Here is an 18,491-nt window from a genome sequence, read left to right as displayed (position 1 = left end):
GGAGACCGGCTCGAGTCTCGCCGAGTGGCGTCAGCAGGCGTCGCCTTGTCGGGACTGTGGCGAAGCTGATGTTGAACGTACTCGTTGCGACTGCCATATCAACTTTCTACCCGCTCGTCATGAAATCGGGATTTTCCGCGACGATTTTCAGCAGAAAGTCCATCACTGCCCGGACATGGGGCGAACGACGCAAATCCCGATGCACGGCCATCCAGATGTCTCGCGAAAACGACTCGCCATCGTGTGGCAGGCGTTGCAAATTCGCACTCGTTTCCGCCAGGAAGCGAGGTAAGCCAGCTACGCCCGCGCCTGCTTGAGTCGCCGCAAGATGGCCCGTGATATCGCTGATCTCGCAAGCAATCGGTCTGCCGTTTGCAACGCTCATCAACCACTTTTGCTGCGGCATCTCCGAGAAACCGGCGTCGTACACGATGAACTCCCAGGCAGAGGGATGATCCAGATGCGGATAGTCCCGGCTCGCATACAGGTCGAATGGCATACGCCCTAGCTTGCGTACTACGCTGGTCGGTTCATCGGGACGAACCAGCCGTAGCGCGATATCCGCCTCTCTTCGGCTGAGCGAAACTTGCCGTGCGTCGCCCGAAACGGACAACTGGACGCAGGGATGGGCAAGCCGGAAGGCCCGCAGATGCTTCACCAGAAAACTGGCTACGAGCACTGGCGGCGCGCTCAGCGTGACCTTGCCACTCAGCGGGGAAAGGCTGGCATCGAGGAATCGCTCGATCGCGTAGGCGTTGTCCTCCATGCCTTGTGCCAGCTCGAAAACGCGCTGCCCGGCTGGCGTGAGCTTGCAGGCTCTTGGAAGCCGCTCGACCAGGCGAGTCTTGACCTCATCCTCCAGTGCGCTCAAGCGACGGCTCACGGTCGCATGATCGACCTTCAGTTTGCGCGCGGCCCCTGACAACGTGCCGATGCGGGCGACCGCCAGGAAATGACGAATATTTTCCCAATCGAACATCTGTGCATTTTCTCAAGGATGGTGTGCAGTGATGTGGAATAGTCGCACAAAGCTTATCTGCCTAACATCGATACTCGTTCAATCGATCGGGGCCGTTCCAGATGAGCATGTCCATGAGCCGCAATCAACGCGGCACGCTCGCCGCCGCAGGGCTGGGCTTTGTCGTCGTTCTGCTGGACGTCAGCGTCGTGAACGTCGCACTCGACGCCCTTCGAAGCCGCTTCGCGACAGATGTGACCGGCTTGCAATGGGTCATCAACGCGTACACGCTGGCCTTCGCTTCGCTCCTGCTGACCACGGGCGTTCTGGGCGACCGCTTCGGCGCAAAGCGGGTCTTCACGGCAGGGTTCACCGTGTTTACGGCGGCATCGATCATGTGCGCAATGGCCGGCTCCTTGCCGCTTCTGGTGATCGCCCGTGTCGTGCAAGGTATAGGCGCCGCGCTGCTCGTACCCAATTCGCTGGCCATGCTGCGGCAGGCCTTCCCCGACGCGGAGCAACGAAGCCGCGCGGTGGGATGGTGGGGTGCGGCAGGGGGAATTGCGCTGGCCGCGGGCCCCGTTCTGGGTGGACTGCTGGTCACTCATGTCGGCTGGCGCAGCATATTTCTGCTCAATCTGCCCATCGGCATCGTCGGAGCGGCCCTCACCCTGCGCCATGCGGCCGACGCTGAGCCGGCGCATGGACGAAGCATCGATCTTCCCGGCCAACTGGCTGCAATCCTGGCGCTAAGCGCTTTGACCGTGTGCATCACGGAAGCAGCCCACTTCGGATTCGATCATCCGCTGGTCTATGGCGCACTGCTGCTTGCCGTGATCTCCATGCTGGCTTTTGTCTGGATCGAGTCGGACACGACGGAACCCATGCTCCCGCTGGCGCTATTTCGCACCGCCACGTTTGCCACTGCGTCGGCCGCCGGCGTGATCGTCAACTTTGCGTACTACGGTTTCATCTTTGTTTTCAGCCTCTTCTTTCAGATCGAGCAGCATTTGTCCGCCCAGCAGACGGGACTCGCATTTTTGCCCATGACCGTTGTGCTGATGGCGGTGAACATTCTGGCGGCCCGCCTGCTCAACCGGGTCGGCGCAAAGAAACTGATGATCGCCGGCATGGTGATTGCCGCGTCGGGCTACCTGCTTCTCCTGCCAGTCAGTCTGAATGGCTCGTACCGGCTGCTGATCGCGCCAATGCTCATCGCCGCGAGCGGGATTGCGCTTATGGTGCCGACCATGACAAACCTCACCTTGTCATCCGTGGAAGCGTCCCGGTCCGGCATCGCATCGGGCATATTGAACGCCGCGAGGCAGGTAGGCGGCATGCTCGGCGTAGCGGTCTTCGGGTTTTTCGTGCACGATCCCCGCCCTGATGCGTTCATGCAGGGTATGCATCTTTCCTTGATGACCGCCGCGGCGCTGCTATTGGCCGGCAGCGTGATGTGTCTGTACGGAATTCGACCGCCGAGCGCCATACACGTCGAGACCGCGTGCGACGCTCTGGCCTCCGATTGATAAGACAGCGCAACGTTCGCAGACAACGTCATTTGCAATGCAGGAATGGTTCAAAGCGGCGGCAACCGGATTGCTTATAGTCGAACGCCTGAGCATCTCCATTCTGGATCGGGGCCTTGGTGAACCATTGCTTCCCTCGCTGCGAATCCGCGAGGTCGTGATCCGCTACCCGCGGCGTTGCCCGAAATACTGACCGGCTTGCGGATTGCCATCGGCTTCGGCTGGACCACGCTGGTCGCTGCCGAAATGGGGGCGGCGACAGCCGGGCTGGGTCAGATGGTGCTCAACGCATCGAGTTTCCTGCGCACGGATGTCGTCGTGATGGGAATCGTGCTGATCGGCCTCATCGCATGGATCTTCGATCTCGGCATGCGGGCGCTGAACGGCGTCTTGTGCCATGGCACGGGAAGGCCTAGCAGCTGGCGCAATGACGCCGCGCGTCGGTTAGCAGCGGGCGCCCATTTGCGATCACGCCGTCCTGACCTCCGAAACAGATGCCGCGTCGTCGTGCATGACGCCCGGCAGCCGCGCCTGCGTGAACTCGTCACGCTCCAGCGCTTCGGCGGTGTTCTGATACGCCACGCGTCCGTTGACGAGCACATCCACGCTGTCCGCGATCGGCAGCACCCTATCCGCCTGATGCTCGACGATGGTCACACTCGCGCACGCGCGCCACCGCATCGAGCACTGCCTGCACGACGGCCGGCGCGAGCCCTTCGAACGGTTCATCGAGCGGGATCACGTTTGCCGGTGCCATCGACGCGCGGGCAATCGCCACCATCTGCCGCTCGCGGCCCGAGAGATTCTCGGCGCGCGCGTCCTTGCGGTTGCCAGACGCGGGCGGTCGGGGTCCGGCTCACCTCAAATAATCGGCGCGCCGCCCGTTACCGCAATCGTGGCACCCGAGATGTAACTCGCTTCGTCCGAGGCAAGCATCACATAGGCCGGCGCCAATTCGGCGGGTTGGCCGGGCCGCTTCATCGGGACTTGCTCACCGAATTTTTCGACCTTTTCCGGCGGCATCGTGGACGGAATCAGCGGCGTCCAGATCGGGCCGGGAGCCACACAGTTCGCGCGAATGCCTTTTTCGGCCAGCAACTGCGCAAGGCCGCCGGTAAAGTTCTGAATCGCGCCTTTGGTCGTGGCGTAGGCAATCAGTCCGGGATTCGGATGGTCGGCGTTGATGGACGTCGTGTTGATGATCGCCGCCCCGGCCTTCATATGCCTGACCGCCGCGCGCGTGATCCTGAACATCGCACCGATATTGGTATCGAAGGTCTTGTCCCATTCTTCGTCGCTGATGGCATCGAGCGAGGGGTAGCTCATCTGATACGCCGCGTTGTTGACCAGCACGTCGAGCCGGCCGAACGCCTCGATGGCCTTGTCGACGATAGCGTCGCAGTGCGCGGGCGAAGTGATGTCTCCCGGCACCAGCACCGCCTTGCGGCCCGCCTGCTCCACCCAGCGAGCGCTTTCGCGTGCATCGTCGTGCTCGTCGAGGTAGGAGATCAGCACGTCCGCGCCCTCGCGCGCAAACGCGATAGCGACGGCGCGGCCGATGCCGCTGTCTCCGCCGGTCACGATCGCCGCTTTGCCCGCGAGGCGTGCAGAGCCCTTGTAGGTTCGTTCGCCATGATCAGGTTGCGGATTCATTTCAGCCGTCGTGCCTGGTGTGCGTTGTTGCTGCTGGGCGGGAAACGGCGGCGTAGGACGTTGGATGGCGCTCATGTCAGATCTCCAGTTGCGGGCGGATAAGCGTGGCGTGCAGGAAATTGCACACTGTTGCGGTCGGCTTTCATGACGGAGACGAGCAACCTTTGGGCCCAGGCTTGTGGCTGCGCGGGTGCACGCTCATGTCGGCAACGGCAGAGCTAACTGCCATGTATTGTCGATTGCGCACGCTCACTCATGCGCCGGTATCGGCTTCGAGTCCCTCTGCCGGGCACGGCAAGCGCCTCGAGGGAACAGGAGTTGCTACTTCCCGTGGCGACACAATCCACACATGCACTCGTGCGCCCGCTCGCCATGGAACAAATCGACGACGTTCGTATCGGCATTTCCGGCTGGCGCTATAAGGGATGGCGAAGCGACTTCTACCCAGAAGGCCTGAAACAGGCGGCAGAACTGCAATTCGCGTCGCGCCTGTTTCAGACGATTGAGGTCAATGGCACGCATTACAGCCTCCAGTCGCTCGACAGTTGGCGACGCTGGTACGCGGACACTCCCGCCGACTTTGTCTTCAGCATCAAAGGCGCGCGGTATCTGACGCACCTGCTGCGCTTTCGTGATGACAGCGCACGGGCCGGATGCGCGAATTTTTTCGCACAAGGGCTCCTCGCGCTAAATGAAAAACTGGGTCCTGTTCTGTGGCAATTTCCGCCGTCGTTCCCCTTCGAGCCCGACGGCATGGAACGCTTTTTACGCTTGCTGCCGCGCGACACATCGGCCGCGCTCTCGCTGGCGAGACACCACGACGAGCGCGTAAAGACGCCCTATCTGGAGATTGGCCGCAAGCACCCATTGCGCCACGCAGTCGAGATACGTCACCCGAGTTTTCTCGACCCCGCGTTCGTTGCGTTGCTCAGGCAATACGACGTCGCACTGGTGGTGTCCGATTCCACCGAATCCTGGCCGCTCGCCGAGGACCTCACTGCGGACTTCGTCTACATTCGGCTGCATGGCACCGAATCCCGATATGCAGGCTCATACTCCGACACGGAGCTGGACCGTTGGGCTGCGCGGATCGAAGCATGGCGTCACGGGTCGCAGCCGGCCGACGCGCGGCTGATCGCAGAGCAGGAGCATCCGCCCCGCCGCAAACGGCGCGACGTGTACTGCTATTTCGACAACGACGTCAAGGCGCGCGCGCCTTTCGACGCACAGCGGTTGATGAAACGTCTGGGGTTACAGCGGGCGGGGTCGGTAGCGTAAGCGATGCAGGCCTGGCACTCACGAACTGGCGCGTTTGCGCTGATGAGCCAGTTTCTCCGCGCTGCGAAGCGCGTCAACGATCGTGACGTAGACGCGCTGACGGGTCGCCGGATCAGGCGCGCGCAATGCAAACGATGGATGATAGGTCGCCACCACCAGCTGCTTGCCGCGCTCGATCGGTTTGCCGAGCGCGTCCTGCAACCGTGAGTGAGAGTCGCCTAGCACGGCCTTGAGTGCGGTTGCGCCCAATGCGACGATCACGCGTGCCCCTGCGCGGTGCAGTTCCTGTTCGAGCCAGTATTCACAGGCATCGATCTCTCTTTGCCCCGGCGTCTTGTGCATGCGGCGCTTGCCTCGCGCGGCCCACTTGAAGTGTTTGACCGCATTCGTCACGTAGACTTCGTTGCGCGCGAGGCCCGCCTCCTCCAGCGCTTTGTCCAGCAGCGCACCGGCTGGTCCGACAAAAGGCCGGCCCTGAAGATCTTCCGCATCGCCGGGCTGCTCGCCGACCAATACGATCGAGGCGTGAGGCGGCCCTTCACCCGGCACCGCTTGCGTCGCGTTGCGCCAAAGCGCGCAGCGACGGCACTCGTCGAGTGTCGCAGGCTGCTGATCGCGTTCGACGTCCGCGTCGGTATGCGTGTCGCGGCGCGTGCGCCGAGGGGGCTTGTCGTCTATCGTGGCCGACATGTCTGCGAGGCCTATGAATGGCGGGTCGAGTCCGGTGGAATCGGATTTTTGTCCTGCGAAGACTGCAACGCGTTTTCGGAGCGGCTATGTTTGCGCTTCTCCTCGACATCTCGCGTGGTTTGCGCGGTATCGAGCGGCGTGTTCGTGTTAGCGGCGCTTGCGCGCTTACTGGGGCTGCCATTCACGGTGCTCTGCGCCGGATGATTTACTGTGGGTTTCATCATGCCCTCCGTGGGAAAGAGTTCGAGAACACCGGCAGGTCTGCGCAATGCAGCGAGTCGCGGCAGGCCGCACATCCGCATCAGGTCCAGCCGTGGACGCCGCCTATGCGCGGTGTCCACAGCTCCCCGTTACGACATGCCGTCAAGGCTGCCGTTGACCGCCCTGGTGCTGCGGCGTCTTCTGCTGGTTCTGCTGTTGCTGGCCCTGCTGTTTGCCTGCGTTTTTCGGATTACCGGGCTGTGCATTCGATTGCTTCGTGTCAGTCATATCCACTCCTTTCGCCGGTTAAGCCGGCAGCTATTGAGATACAGCAAGCGCCGTTCCGCGAGTCGGGGAGCCGTGAATCGATGTTCGCTACTCCGGTCTGCCCTCCTCGTATTCATCCCGTACGCCAGCGGGTAGCCAAGGCTCCTTGTGACAGCACCACAATTCGTATGTCGGCTCGTAGACGCCCACGCGATCGAACGCGCCCAACGGCAAATCGAGCTCGTCGCTGCTGAGGTATTCCATGAACGCGACCGATCCGCACGTCGGGCAAAAATGCCGGCGCGCGCCAGGCGAACTCGGCCACGCCTGAGTCGCTCCTGAGAATTCCACCGCACTGCGCTCGAACATCGCATAGCCGCCAAAGACGTTGCCGTGAATGCGCCGGCAAGTCATGCAATGGCAGAGCGACACTCGGCGCGGGCGCGCGTTGACGCGAAAGCGCAACGCACCACACGCACATCCTCCGGTTTCTTCAACCGGTTCGTTATGAGTCGCCATTGGCCTCTCCGTGGCAGATTCCCCGTACCCGCCCTCCACTTGAGTTACTTGTCACTCTTCTTCGGGATCTTCGCGCCCGACTTGCGCGCCTGGTTCAACGCGATCGCCACAGCCTGCTTGTGCGGCTTACCCTGCTTCGTCTCGGTCTTGATGTTGCGCGACACCGTGTCTTTCGAGGTTCCTCTTTTTAGCGGCATGATCTTCTCCTTTCATTCTGTCAGTCAGGAATGCAGCGACGTGACCACGCGCCGCTACAGCACAGGCGAGCATATGGTGTGCCCGGTCCCTTTCGCCCAGGAATAGCATTTGCTGCAACGCTGCGTTGAGACCATGGGAGCACGTCATGAAGCAAATCGCGCTGCAGCGGCTGCGGCCTTCACAGATGACGCACGGTAGGCGGGAAGTCGCAAAGAAGTCCGAGCAATATCGAAGCCTTTCGGAGCACGACCGGCAAATGGCCATTGCTGAAAAGCCCGTGCCGATCGTGCTCGGCCCAGACGAAGTGCCGTATCAGACCGATCACCACCATATTGTCGCCGCGCTCCACACGCTGCGAATACCGGCAGTGCCGGTTGTACTGATCGAAGACCTCTCTTCGCTGGCGCCCGAGAAGTTCTGGCTGACGATGGAAGATCGGCGCTGGACGTACCCCTACGACGAACAAGGCCGCCGTCAGCCGTTCAGCGACATGCCGCGCCATGCGTGGGAACTGCCGAACAATGAATATCGCAGTCTCGCCGCTTTCGCCCGCGACGCGGGAGCCTTTGAACAAACCGACACGCCGCTGGCTGAGTTTCGTTGGGCCGATCTTCTGCGTACTCTGTTGCCGCTGCCGACCAACGATGACGAGTTTGACGACGCGCTTCGCAAGGCCATCAAACTCGCTCGCAGCGAACTCGCGATCGGACTACCGGGCTTTCTCGGCAAGTCGTAGCGGAGTCGGGCATACGCGGTCAATCGCGCTTACTCCCTGGCAACACCGCACCCAGCACCTGTTTCGCCGTCTCGACAATGACGCTCCCCTCGTCGGGATCGCCCTCGAAGAGCATCGACGCAAACGCTTTCGCTTGCGCGAGCGTCAGGTGAGGCGGCAACGGCGGCACGTTGGGATCGCTTTTCACTTCCAGCACCACGGGCCGATCCGACGCCAGCGCTTCGTCCCAGAGGCCGCCGAGTTTCTCATCGTCGTCGGCGTAAAGCCCACGCAGGCCAATCAGTTCAGCAAAACGGTGATACGGCACGTTCGGTATCTGCTGCGATGCCTCGTACTTCGGGTCACCTTCCATCGCGCGCTGCTCCCATGTCACCTGATTCAGGTCCTCATTGTTCAGCACCATGCAGATCCAGCGCGGATTCTTCCACTGCTTCCAGTACTTCGCGACGGTGATCAACTCCGCCATGTTGTTCATCTGCATCGCACCATCGCCGACGATCGCAATCACCGGCCGCTGCGGATGCGCAAACTTCGCGGCAATCGCATACGGAACCGCCGCGCCCATCGACGCCAGCCCACCCGACAACGAACACATCATGCCGCGCCGTATCTTCAGGTCGCGCGCAAACCAGTTCGCGCATGAACCGGAATCGCTCGTGATGATCACGTTCTCCGGCAAGCGCGGCGACAGTTCGGTAAAGGCCCGTTGCGGGTTGACGCCGTTCTCGGCCTTCTGGGCGGCACGCTTGTCGAGGGTGGTCCACCAGTCGCCGGTCCAGCGCTCGAGCTTCATGCGCCAGGACTTCGCCGACTGTTCTTTCAACAAAGGCAACAAAGCGCGCAACGTCTCCGCGCTGTCGCCGACGAGATTCACCTCCATCGGATAGCGCAAGCTCAGCATGTCCGCCTTGATGTCGATCTGCACACCGCGTGCTTGTCCGTCCTTCGGCAGGAACTCCGCATACGGGAAGCCGGAGCCGATCATCAACAACGTGTCGCATTCGGCCATCATGTCGTAACTCGGCTTCGTGCCGAGCAGCCCAATCGATCCTGTGACGAACGGCAGATCATCGGGCAGCACCGCCTTGCCGAGCAACGCCTTGGCGACGCCCGCTCCCAACCGGTCCGCAACAGCGATGACTTCGTCGGCGGCACCGAGCGCACCCGCGCCCACGAGAATCGCGACCTTTCTGCCCGCATTCAACACATCCGCGGCGCGCTGCAGATCTTCGCTGTAGGGCACGATTTTCGGCTTCGTATAGCCGACTCCGGAATGCAGCGTGCCGTGCTTGGGAGCGGGTGGCTCGTATTCAAGTTCCTGCAGATCGTTCGGCAAAATGAGCGCGGTCACGTCGCGCCCGGCAATGGCGATCCGCACCGCGCGATCGACGAGATGGCGGACCTGGGCGGGCACACTCGCCTGCTGAACGAACGAGCCGGCGACGTCCTTGAACATGGCGGCCAGATCCAGTTCCTGCTGATAATGTCCGCCGAGCGCGGCGCGCGCCTGCTGCCCGACGATCGCGAGCACCGGCATATGGTCCATGCGCGCGTCGTAGAGTCCGGTAATCAGGTGCGAGGCTCCCGGCCCCGACGTGGCGATGCACACGCCGAGTTCGCCCGTAAATTTCGCGTGCGCGCATGCCATGAAGGCGGCCATTTCTTCATGACGCGCCTGAATGAATTCGATCCCGCCTTCCTTCGATTTCGAAGCGCGGTTGAGCGCGCCGAACACGCCGTTGATGCCGTCGCCCGGATAGCCGAAGATGCGCCGCACACCCCAGTCGCGCAGCCGTTCGACGACGAAATCCCCTACCGTTGCAGTCATGAGCGTTCTCCAATGTCTGAGCCGTACACGCTCCGCTGCAAAAAACAATCCCGATGGAACTAACGGCACACGACGACAGGTGACTGTCGCCGGCCCGGTAAGCCGAATGCAAGGCACGTTCATTGCGGACAGTCGGTTCAGGTCGTTCATTTCGGGGAGGCAGTCATGAGCACGGCACATAAGGACACGGACGCCTATCAGCACGCCAGCGGCGGCTGGGGATCGGTCAAGGCGGTCGCGGGCGCACTGATCCAGGAAGGCGCGCCGGTTGGCACGAGCCGCGTGCTCATGCATCAGAACAAACCAGACGGCTTCATGTGTGTGAGCTGTTCGTGGGCTAAACCCGCGCATCCGCATCCCTTCGAATTCTGCGAGAGCGGCGCGAAAGCCACCGCTTGGGACACCACCTCGCGCCGCGTCGACCCTGATTTCTTCAAAGCTCACACACTGGCGGAACTGGAGCAATGGCACGATCACGCGCTGGAGGATGCCGGCCGACTCTGCGCGCCGATGCGCTGGGACCCGGCGCTGGATCAATACGTCGAAGTGACATGGGAGCATGCGTTCGGTGAAATCGGCCGCGAACTGCGCGCCCTTCAGCCCGATGAAGCGGTGTTCTACACATCCGGCCGCGCGTCGCTCGAAACCGCTTACATGTACCAGCTTTTCGCGCGCATGTACGGCACCAACAACCTGCCGGACAGTTCGAACATGTGCCATGAAAGTACGAGTGTCGGGCTAAAGGAGGCGATCGGCGTGGGCGTCGGCACGATCACACTGGACGACTTCAAGCAAACCGATCTCATGTTCTTCTTCGGCCAGAACGTGGGTACGAACAGTCCACGCATGCTGCACGATCTGCAGGAAGCGAGAGAGCGCGGCGTGCCGATCATCACGTTCAATCCGATCCGCGAGCCGGGCCTCGTGAGCTTCGTGAATCCTCAGTCGCCCGTGCAAATGCTCAAGCCCGGCGCGACGCAAATCAGTACGCAATATCATCAGTTGAAAGCCGGTGGCGATTCGGCAGCGATCGTCGGCATCTGCAAGGCCGTGATCGAGGCGGACGACCACGCGCAAGCCGTCGGCGCCGCGCGTATCGTCGACACTGCGTTCATCGCGCAGCACACGAGCGGCTTCGACGAGTTCGCAGACTATGTGCGCCGCGCCAGCTGGGACGAACTCGAGCGTCTAAGCGGTCTCTCTCGCGCGGCGCTCACGGCGGCGGCGGACGAATACATGCGCGCGAAGGCGGTCATCATCCACTACGGCATGGGCCTCACGCAGCATCGGATGGGCGTGCAGAACGTGCGGATGGTCGTGAATCTGCTGCTGCTACGCGGCAATATCGGCAAACCCGGCGCGGGGCCGTCGCCGATTCGCGGACATTCGAACGTCCAGGGACAGCGTACGGTGGGCATCACGGAAAAACCGGAACTCGCGCCGCTCGACAAGCTCGCCGAGCAGTACCACTTCGATCCGCCGCGCACACAAGGCATGGCGACGGTCGACGCGTGCAAGGGCGTGATAAACGGCAAGGTGCGCGCCGTGTTCCAGCTTGGCGGCAACCTCGTGCGTTCGGTGCCCGACCGCTACGTAATCGAGCCGGCGTGGCGCAAGCTGCGGCTGACCGTCAACATCGCGACCAAACTCAACCGCAGCCATCTCGTGCATGGCGAAGTGTCTTATCTGCTGCCTTGTTTGAGCCGCGTTGAAATCGACGAGCGCATGGGCAAGCCGCAGGCGGTCTCGATGGAAGACAGCACCGGCTGCATGCATGGCTCGCACGGCGTCGCGCAGCCGGCAAGCGACCGGCTGTTGTCCGAGCAGGCGATCGTCGCGGGAATCGCGAAGGCCACGCTCGATTCGCAACGGGTCGACTGGGACGCGTGGAGCAACGACTATGCGCTGATTCGCGACGCCATCGCCGAAACGTATCCGGACATTTTCCACGACTTCAACGCGCGCATGTGGACACCGGGCGGCTTTCATCGCCCATTGCCCGCACGCGAGCGTCAATGGAAAACGAAGAGCGGCAAGGCCGAATTCATGGTGCCGGCCACGCTCGACGAAGACCCCGACATGCCCGCTCGCCAGCCCGACGATCTGCGTCTTTTCACGCTGCGCAGCGACAGTCAGTTCAACACGACGATCTACACGCTGGACGACCGGTTTCGCGGCGTACGGGGCTCGCGCATGGTGCTGTTGATGAATGCGCGCGACATCGAGCGCCGTGGGCTCGAAGCGGATGCCGAGGTGTCGCTCCAGGCGGTATCTCCGGATGGAATGGAACGCCGCATCGACGGGTTCCGCATCATTGCGTTCGACTTGCCCGAGGGTTGCGTCGCGGGTTACTACCCGGAATGCAATCCACTCATTCCGCTGTCGCATCATGCGAAAGAGAGCAAGGTGCCCGCGGCCAAGGCGATTCCGGTGAAGGTGGTCGCCGCTCTTCGACCGGCTTGATTGCGCACGTATCCGGTCCATGCCGATCGCGAACGCGACAGCGCGCCGAAATGAACGCTGTCGCCGTTCTATTTATGCAAGGCCGCGCGTACGCTCGCCACGTCTCTCGCCGTCACCGGCGCCGCGGCGTTGCCCCACGTATTGCGGATAAACGTCAGCACATGCGCGATTTCGCGATCATTCAGTTTGCCCGCGAAAGACGGCATCTTGCGAGGCTCCGGGCCGCCGTCGGTATGCGGGCTCGCGCCCCCCTCCACCAGTAGTCGCACGAGCGATGTCGCCGAGGGCGACAACACCGCCGGATTGCCCGCCAGACGCGGATACTTTTGCGGTACGCCCGCGCCATCCACCTGATGGCAACGCGCGCAATAAGTCGCATAAATGCCCGCGCCGGGCCGTTCGACGTTGCCCGTTCTGAGCGCCTGCGCGGACTGCTGCGCGGCGCGTGACCGGCCGTTGAAATGGCCGTCTGGCGCACGCGCGGGCAAGCTCTTCAGGTAAGCGGCAATCGCATCGAGGTCGGCGTCGTTCAGATACTGCGTGCTGTCTTCGACGACTTGCACCATCGAGCCGAACGTGACCAGTCCGCCGCCGTGGCCATGCTTGAGGAAAGCGGCGATGTCGGCGGCGGAGCTTCGGCCGAGCCCCGAGCCGGGATCGCCGGTCAGGTTCGGTGCGAACCAGTGGTCGTTCGTGCCGCCTGTCAGATAAGCCGCGCTCGACTCGCTGTAGCCGCGCTCCTCGTAAGCGGGGCCGCGCGGCGTGTGGCACGCGCCGCAATGTCCGAGCGATTGCACGAGGTACGCACCGCGATTCCATTGCGCATCGCGCCCGGCTTCCGGTTTGAACACGCCGCGCGGCGCAAAGACCCCGTCCCAGAACATGAGCACCCAGCGCTGGTTGAACGGGAACGGCAGTTCAGTTTCGGGCGCGGGTGTGGCTACCGGCCGCACACCGTGCATGAAGTACGCGTACAACGCGTGCATGTCGTCGTCGGTGATTCGGGCAAAGGAGGGGTAAGGCATCGCCGGGTACAAGCGCTTGCCGCCGGGCGCGACGCCGTCACGCAACGCGCGCGCGAAATCGTCGTAGCTATAGCGGCCGATACCGGCATGCAGGTCGGGCGTGATATTCGACGAATAGATCGTACCGAATGGCGAGCCCATTGCGAGCCCTCCGGCAAAGGGCGGTGACAGGATCGGCGTATCGCCCGGCCGGGTCGCGTGTGGCGCAGCCGTGTGGCAACCGGCGCAATCGGCCGCCTTGGCGAGATACGCGCCGCGGGCGATTTCGGCGGCGTCAGCCGCGCCGGCTGCCGCATCGGCCTGGTCCGCCGCATAGACTCGCGCGACGCTCAGCGCAAGCGTCAACGCCGTCAACGAGCCGCGCCATGCACGGCGCCGCGTCATTCGCCAATGAATTCTCCAGTATTTCCGTGCCGCGCAATGAATGAATGTAGGCATCGCCATCACCACCACCTGCACGGCGACACGATTGCCAAAGCGACATCGGTCGCGATCAGCGCGAACAGGAAGAGCGCGCTGCACATGGCGGCGACCCGGCTCACGAACCACACGAGTTCAGTCCGCTTACCGCTCGCACTTCGCTTCTCGCGCGCGAGCCGTCGCAGATTGCGCCACGCGATAATGCCGCCGAATCCGCCCGCCGCGAGACACACCGCGCTGATCACGACGAGCACGGGACGCATCCACGGCACGAGCGGCATGGACAACGGCGTGTCGAACGGATAGCAGCTCTGCGCGGCCACTGTCTCGGCGATCACCACTTGCAGAAGCCACGCGAGCGGCGCGATCAGAAGACCGGCCAGCGCGTATCGCATCGGTGAATACGACGCTTTCGACGGATTCATCTGCTCTGCCATGACCACCCCTGAAACAGGTAAGGCGTCAGATACAGTGTGCTGAAAATAAAGAGCCACACGACATCGACGAAATGCCAGTACAGACCACCGACCGTCAAAGCGGCGCAGCGCTCGCCGTCAAAATAGCCGAGCGCGGTCCACAGCAGCAGAAACAGCAGCACGACGATGCCCACGCCAACGTGCGCCATATGGAAACCCGTGATGGTGAAGTACAGCGAGCCGTAAAGATGCGTGGTCAAACCGTACGGATGATCGCGCCATTCGAGCAATTGAATGCCCATGAACACGACGCCGAGCACGACACCCACCGCCATTGACGCCACGGCCCATCGCAGGTGCCTGCGCCGCACGCAACGCTCGCACCACCATACGAACACGCTGCTCGACAAAAGAATCAAGGTATTGGCGATGCCTAGGCCGAGCTTCGGCAGCCCTTCGGGCGGCCAATGTTGCGGGCTTTGTGAGGCGAGATACAGATACGAAAAGATCAGATAGCCGAATAGCGACCCTTCGGTGACGATCAACATGAGACAGCCCCACCAGCCGCCCGAGCGCTCGCCAGCACTGCCCACGGGTAAGGACAGCGCCGGTTGAACGGGCTCGCCCGATGGCTGACTCAGATCGATGGCGTCGCTCACCTCAGCCTCCCGCGTCGTGCACGGCAACCGGCTCGCGCTGGACCAATGCACGTTCCGGCCACAACCAGACGACGATCGACAACGCGCAACACGCCAGCATCGCGCCCGCAAAGATCCATGCACTCAGCGCAAGTCCGGCGAACACGAGTGTCGCGAATACCGCCAGCCAGAACGGCGCGTACGAGTCGCCGGGCATCTTGAGGATCACGTCGGGGCGCGCTTCGAGCGCGGTAGTGCCGAGCGCTTCGCGGCCTTCGGCAAGCAGATAGCCTTCGTCGAGTTGCGAGCACGCGTGCGACGCCGCGCCCGGCTCAGCGACGCGGCCTTCCCATAACGGATGCCGGCTCGCGAGCGATGGCACGACCGCGAAGTTATACGGTGGCGGCGGAGAACTGATCGACCATTCGAGCGTGGGCGCATCCCACGGATTGTCGCCGGCGGGCGCGCCGCGTTTCAGGCTCACCACGAGATCGACCAGAAAGATCAGCACGCCCGCCGCGAACAGGAACGACCCGAGCGACGTGACGAGATTCACCGTGTTCCATCCCATGTCGCCGGAATACGTGTAGATGCGACGCGGCATGCCGAGCAGTCCCGCGATGTGCATTGGAAAAAATGCGACGTTAAAGCCAACAAACAGCACCCAGAAGCCGATCTTGCCCAGGCGCTCGCTCATCATCCGGCCGGTGAATTTCGGAAACCAGAAATAGATGCCGCCGATCACGGGGAAGACGTTGATGCCGAGCAGCACGTAGTGCAGATGCGCAACCACGAAGTAGGTGTCGGTCAGTTGCCAGTCGAACGGAACAGCGGCCGTCATCACACCGGATACGCCGCCAATCACGAACAGCAGCACGAAGCCCGCGAAAAACAGGAACGGCACGCGAAACACTGGCCTGCCCGTCCAGATGGTCGCAATCCACGCGAACGTGGCGACTGCGCTCGGGATCGCGATCACCATGCTCGCCGCGCCGAAGAACGATAGCGCGAGCGCCGGGATGCCGGTCGCGAACATGTGGTGAATCCACACGACGAAGCCGATCACCATCGTCGCGACGGTGGACAGCGCAACGGGCCCGTAACCGACCAGTGGACGCCGGCAGAAGACCGGCAACGCGTCCGACACGATGCCCATGGCTGGCAGCACGACCGCATAGACCCACGGATGCGCGAAGATCCAGAACAGGTGTTGCCAGAGAAGCGGACGGCCGCCGTTCAACACGTCGAAAAAATGCGTGCCGATGCGCCGGTCCATCCAGAGCAGAAAAAATGCGAGGCTCACCGAAGGCACCGCCAGCAGATTTCCCCCCGACGCGGTCAGGGTGCCCCACACCAGAACGGGCATCCGGTCGAGCGACATGCCCGGCGCGCGCATGCGCAACAGCGTGACGATGAAGTTGATCGAGCCGACCGTCGTCGAAATGCCGAGCAGCACCATGCCGAGCGCGTACACGTCGATATTCGGGCCGGTGCTGTATTCGAGCCCCGACAGCGGCGCGTAGTTGAACCACCCTGCGTCGGGCGCCTGGCCCGCCGGAAAACTCGCGTACAGGAAAATGCCGGCGAACAGAAAAATCCAATAGGACAGGGCGTTCAAACGCGGGAACGCCATATCGCGCGAGCCGAGTACGAGCGGCCACAAATAGTTCGAGAAGCCCGACAGCACCGGCAACGCGTAGAGAAAGATCATCGTCACGCCGTGCATCGTGAAAAGCTGGTTGTATTGCTCGGGCGTGAGCACCGTTGCGTCCGGACGCGCGAGTTGAATACGCATGAGCAGCGCTTCGATGCCGCCCATCAGCAGAAAGATGAAAGCCGTGACCAGATAGCGCAAGCCGATGGTCTTGTGATCGACCGTCGAGAGCCATCCGCGCCAGCCCGGAGCCGCTTCCCATATCTCACGCAGACGCTTTTCTTCTGGGCTACCAATGACGACGCGGCCACGCTGCGGCGTGCGCGCAAGCGGGGGCGCAGCGGGCTCTGCGTTTTGCGTCGCGGCGATCACAGCAGGTTCGGGCATCGAGCACACTCCGTGTTCAACTGGGTTTCAACGCAGCGTCGCCAGATAGGCCGACAGCGCGGCCGCCTCGCCAGCGCTCAGCGCGATATCCGGCATCAACGCGTCCGGTTTGATCCGTTGCGCGTGCTCGATCCAGTCGAGCAGGTGGTCGGGCGTATTGCCCAGCGCACCCGCGGCGATTTCGCGGCGCGAGATCAGATGGGTGAGGTCCGGTGCTTGCAGACCGTTGGCATCGGTACCGCGAATCGTGTGGCACCCCGCGCAGCGCTCGGCGAACAGATGCCGGCCGGCCGCGACAGTAGCACCGCGCGCGGCTTCGCCCGCGGCACGTCCCTGTGCATCGCGCCACGCGCTGAAATCCGCCGCGCTCTGCGCAATCACTTCGAAGGCCATATGGGCATGTTGCGCGCCGCAAAACTGCGAGCACTGCCCGCGATAGATGCCGGGCCGATCCGCCTGAAGCCACTGCTCGTTGGTTTGCCCCGGAATCGTCTGGGTCTTTCCCGCCAGTTGCGGCACCCAGAACGCGTGGATGACGTCCGCGCTTTTGAGCCGGATCTTGACCGGCTCGCCGACGGGGATATGAATTTCGTTGGCGGTGCTGAAGTTGCGGGCCGGTTCGGGGTCGTCGGCATAGTCGATCTTCCACCACCAGTCGTAAGCCGTCACGGTGATCGTCAGCTGCGGATGCATGGCAGGCGAAGCGACCGACTCGAGCGTGACGAGCATGTAAACGAGCATTGCCAGCAATGCGACGGAAGATACGCCCGTACCGATGTAGATCCAGCGCATGCCGCCAGACTCCGCATTGAGCGACTGCATCGGTGCCGAGGGCCGTCGGCGGGTGATCGCGCCGAACAGCAGGGCGGCAATGATGAGCGTCACCCCAATCGCGATGGCGCTCAGCACCCAGCCCAATAGCCGGGTGGGCGTGGTTGCCGGACCAGCCGCGTGGAGAAAGTAGTTCAGGGGCGCCGAGGGCGCTTTGTCAGGTCCGGCGGCAGTCGATGCAAGGGCGGGGATCAGGTTGAGTGCGAGGGTGGCTGCGAAAGTGAATTTTCCCAAGGTGCTGCGTAGATCTCGCGCGTCGGTCGATACCCCTGCGGACACTTTCTTCTCCCCCTCGTATGCGCTGCTTTGGATAGCGTGCGGCTGAGTGCAAGCGAGCCGACGCCATAACAGCGGAGCAAAAATTGGACCGCGTCCGGCAGGTGGCGCGCGTTGCGTTGCTATCGGCAGCACAAGGGGCATCGGCGTGGTGGGCGTATTCGTTGCCGACAATCCCAAAGCCGACGACGACCTTGCAAAGAAAGGGCAGCTCGCACTCGATTCCGGACAACTGTGGATGAAAGGCCAACATATCGCGACCGGCCAGGCGAACGTCAAGGCGTATAACCGCAAACTGCGCGATCTGATCGCAGGAGGCGAAGCCAAACCCTCGCAGATCATTTCGCACGAACTGCCGCTGGAAGATGCACCGGAAGGTTGCAGACATTTCGACGAACGCGGCGAAGGTTAAACCAAGGTGGTGCTCAAACCGGCCGCTTGAGCGTCCGGCAGCCGTCGCATTGCACAGTGCGACGGCGTCTGTCGAGATATCAAGGCAATCAGGTGAGGCGAGGGCGCAGCGG

Annotated in this window: 19 protein-coding genes and 1 pseudogene; 6 read left to right on the top strand and 14 right to left on the bottom strand. The window is 62.7% G+C overall.

Translation table 11 applies throughout. The features are described 5' to 3' along the window. Nucleotides 1–106 precede the first annotated feature (106 nt). Entirely contained in the window at nucleotides 107–979 is an 873-nt protein-coding gene (locus tag CIC12_RS31415) for a LysR family transcriptional regulator (protein WP_168670228.1), read from the bottom strand. Nucleotides 980–1,092: 113 nt separating this feature from the next. On the opposite strand from CIC12_RS31415, the gene CIC12_RS31410 reads away from it, so the two are divergent. Together CIC12_RS31410 and CIC12_RS31405 are read left to right on the top strand one after the other, a co-directional pair. After that, nucleotides 1,093–2,487 carry an MFS transporter gene (locus CIC12_RS31410; protein WP_238812981.1) on the top strand — a complete coding sequence of 465 codons (1,395 nt, stop codon included), beginning with the start codon at nucleotides 1,093–1,095 and terminating at the stop codon, nucleotides 2,485–2,487. Nucleotides 2,488–2,652: 165 nt separating this feature from the next. Next, nucleotides 2,653–2,903: pseudogene (locus tag CIC12_RS31405) on the top strand (ABC transporter permease subunit); the annotation flags it as partial. Between the two features lie 52 nt (nucleotides 2,904–2,955). On the opposite strand, the gene CIC12_RS33520 reads toward CIC12_RS31405, so the two are convergent. The 3 genes from CIC12_RS33520 to CIC12_RS31395 all read right to left on the bottom strand — a co-directional run bounded on the left by CIC12_RS33520 (nucleotide 2,956) and on the right by CIC12_RS31395 (nucleotide 4,215). Beyond that, nucleotides 2,956–3,144: a hypothetical protein gene (locus tag CIC12_RS33520; RefSeq protein WP_238812980.1), complete on the bottom strand. Its 189-nt coding sequence runs from the start codon at nucleotides 3,142–3,144 to the stop codon at nucleotides 2,956–2,958. Then, nucleotides 3,116–3,268, bottom strand: coding sequence for a hypothetical protein (locus CIC12_RS33515; RefSeq protein ID WP_238812979.1), 153 nt, complete (start codon nucleotides 3,266–3,268; stop codon nucleotides 3,116–3,118). The genes CIC12_RS33520 and CIC12_RS33515 overlap by 29 nt, the downstream gene beginning before the upstream one ends. An 80-nt stretch (nucleotides 3,269–3,348) precedes the next feature. Continuing rightward, complete coding sequence (locus tag CIC12_RS31395; RefSeq protein WP_168670224.1) at nucleotides 3,349–4,215, bottom strand: glucose 1-dehydrogenase; 867 nt, start codon at nucleotides 4,213–4,215, stop codon at nucleotides 3,349–3,351. A gap of 297 nt (nucleotides 4,216–4,512) precedes the next feature. Here CIC12_RS31395 and CIC12_RS31390 point away from each other — a divergent pair, with 297 nt between their 5' ends. Further along, entirely contained in the window at nucleotides 4,513–5,418 is a 906-nt protein-coding gene (locus tag CIC12_RS31390) for a DUF72 domain-containing protein (protein WP_168670392.1), read from the top strand. 18 nt (nucleotides 5,419–5,436) lie between these two features. Here CIC12_RS31390 and CIC12_RS31385 read toward each other — a convergent pair whose 3' ends face one another. The 4 genes from CIC12_RS31385 to CIC12_RS31370 form a co-directional block, all read right to left on the bottom strand. Further along, nucleotides 5,437–6,108 (bottom strand): UdgX family uracil-DNA binding protein, encoded by a 672-nt coding sequence (locus CIC12_RS31385; protein WP_168670222.1) that lies wholly within the window; start codon nucleotides 6,106–6,108, stop codon nucleotides 5,437–5,439. 363 nt (nucleotides 6,109–6,471) lie between these two features. Continuing rightward, on the bottom strand, nucleotides 6,472–6,597 hold the full coding sequence (locus tag CIC12_RS33735) for a hypothetical protein (protein WP_274597591.1): 126 nt from the start codon (nucleotides 6,595–6,597) through the stop codon (nucleotides 6,472–6,474). A gap of 87 nt (nucleotides 6,598–6,684) precedes the next feature. Further along, complete coding sequence (locus CIC12_RS31375) at nucleotides 6,685–7,095, bottom strand: GFA family protein (RefSeq protein WP_168670218.1); 411 nt, start codon at nucleotides 7,093–7,095, stop codon at nucleotides 6,685–6,687. Between the two features lie 44 nt (nucleotides 7,096–7,139). Then, on the bottom strand, nucleotides 7,140–7,292 hold the full coding sequence (locus CIC12_RS31370; protein ID WP_168670215.1) for a DUF6496 domain-containing protein: 153 nt from the start codon (nucleotides 7,290–7,292) through the stop codon (nucleotides 7,140–7,142). Between the two features lie 146 nt (nucleotides 7,293–7,438). Between CIC12_RS31370 and CIC12_RS31365 the strand changes: the two genes are divergently transcribed. After that, a complete protein-coding gene (locus CIC12_RS31365; RefSeq protein ID WP_168670213.1) occupies nucleotides 7,439–8,029 on the top strand; it encodes a ParB-like protein in 591 nt (196 codons plus the stop codon). 19 nt (nucleotides 8,030–8,048) lie between these two features. Here the strand turns inward: CIC12_RS31365 and CIC12_RS31360 are convergent, their stop codons facing one another. Continuing rightward, nucleotides 8,049–9,857, bottom strand: coding sequence for a thiamine pyrophosphate-requiring protein (locus CIC12_RS31360; RefSeq protein ID WP_168670211.1), 1,809 nt, complete (start codon nucleotides 9,855–9,857; stop codon nucleotides 8,049–8,051). Between the two features lie 165 nt (nucleotides 9,858–10,022). On the opposite strand from CIC12_RS31360, the gene CIC12_RS31355 reads away from it, so the two are divergent. Then, the gene (locus tag CIC12_RS31355) at nucleotides 10,023–12,320 is read left to right on the top strand and encodes an FdhF/YdeP family oxidoreductase (RefSeq protein WP_168670209.1); all 2,298 of its coding nucleotides are present in this window, start codon (nucleotides 10,023–10,025) and stop codon (nucleotides 12,318–12,320) included. Between the two features lie 68 nt (nucleotides 12,321–12,388). Here CIC12_RS31355 and CIC12_RS31350 read toward each other — a convergent pair whose 3' ends face one another. Genes CIC12_RS31350 through coxB form a run of 5 tightly spaced genes read right to left on the bottom strand, consistent with a single transcriptional unit; the run spans nucleotide 12,389 to nucleotide 17,925 of the window. Then, entirely contained in the window at nucleotides 12,389–13,729 is a 1,341-nt protein-coding gene (locus tag CIC12_RS31350; RefSeq protein ID WP_168670207.1) for a c-type cytochrome, read from the bottom strand. Between the two features lie 59 nt (nucleotides 13,730–13,788). Next, complete coding sequence (locus CIC12_RS31345; RefSeq protein ID WP_168670206.1) at nucleotides 13,789–14,202, bottom strand: hypothetical protein; 414 nt, start codon at nucleotides 14,200–14,202, stop codon at nucleotides 13,789–13,791. After that, on the bottom strand, nucleotides 14,187–14,840 hold the full coding sequence (locus tag CIC12_RS31340; RefSeq protein WP_168670204.1) for a cytochrome c oxidase subunit 3: 654 nt from the start codon (nucleotides 14,838–14,840) through the stop codon (nucleotides 14,187–14,189). The genes CIC12_RS31345 and CIC12_RS31340 overlap by 16 nt, the downstream gene beginning before the upstream one ends. 1 nt (nucleotide 14,841) lies before the next feature. Further along, the gene (ctaD, locus tag CIC12_RS31335; protein WP_174772262.1) at nucleotides 14,842–16,860 is read right to left on the bottom strand and encodes a cytochrome c oxidase subunit I; all 2,019 of its coding nucleotides are present in this window, start codon (nucleotides 16,858–16,860) and stop codon (nucleotides 14,842–14,844) included. Between the two features lie 27 nt (nucleotides 16,861–16,887). Next, on the bottom strand, nucleotides 16,888–17,925 hold the full coding sequence (gene coxB / locus CIC12_RS31330; protein ID WP_168670202.1) for a cytochrome c oxidase subunit II: 1,038 nt from the start codon (nucleotides 17,923–17,925) through the stop codon (nucleotides 16,888–16,890). A gap of 190 nt (nucleotides 17,926–18,115) precedes the next feature. Between coxB and CIC12_RS31325 the strand changes: the two genes are divergently transcribed. Further along, the gene (locus CIC12_RS31325; RefSeq protein ID WP_238812978.1) at nucleotides 18,116–18,379 is read left to right on the top strand and encodes a hypothetical protein; all 264 of its coding nucleotides are present in this window, start codon (nucleotides 18,116–18,118) and stop codon (nucleotides 18,377–18,379) included. The last annotated feature ends 112 nt before the right edge of the window (nucleotides 18,380–18,491 follow it).

Source organism: Paraburkholderia sp. SG-MS1 (assembly GCF_012275575.1).
GTDB lineage: Bacteria > Pseudomonadota > Gammaproteobacteria > Burkholderiales > Burkholderiaceae > Paraburkholderia.
Note: the sequence above shows the minus strand (reverse complement) of the source record. Positions and strands in the feature narration are given on the sequence as shown.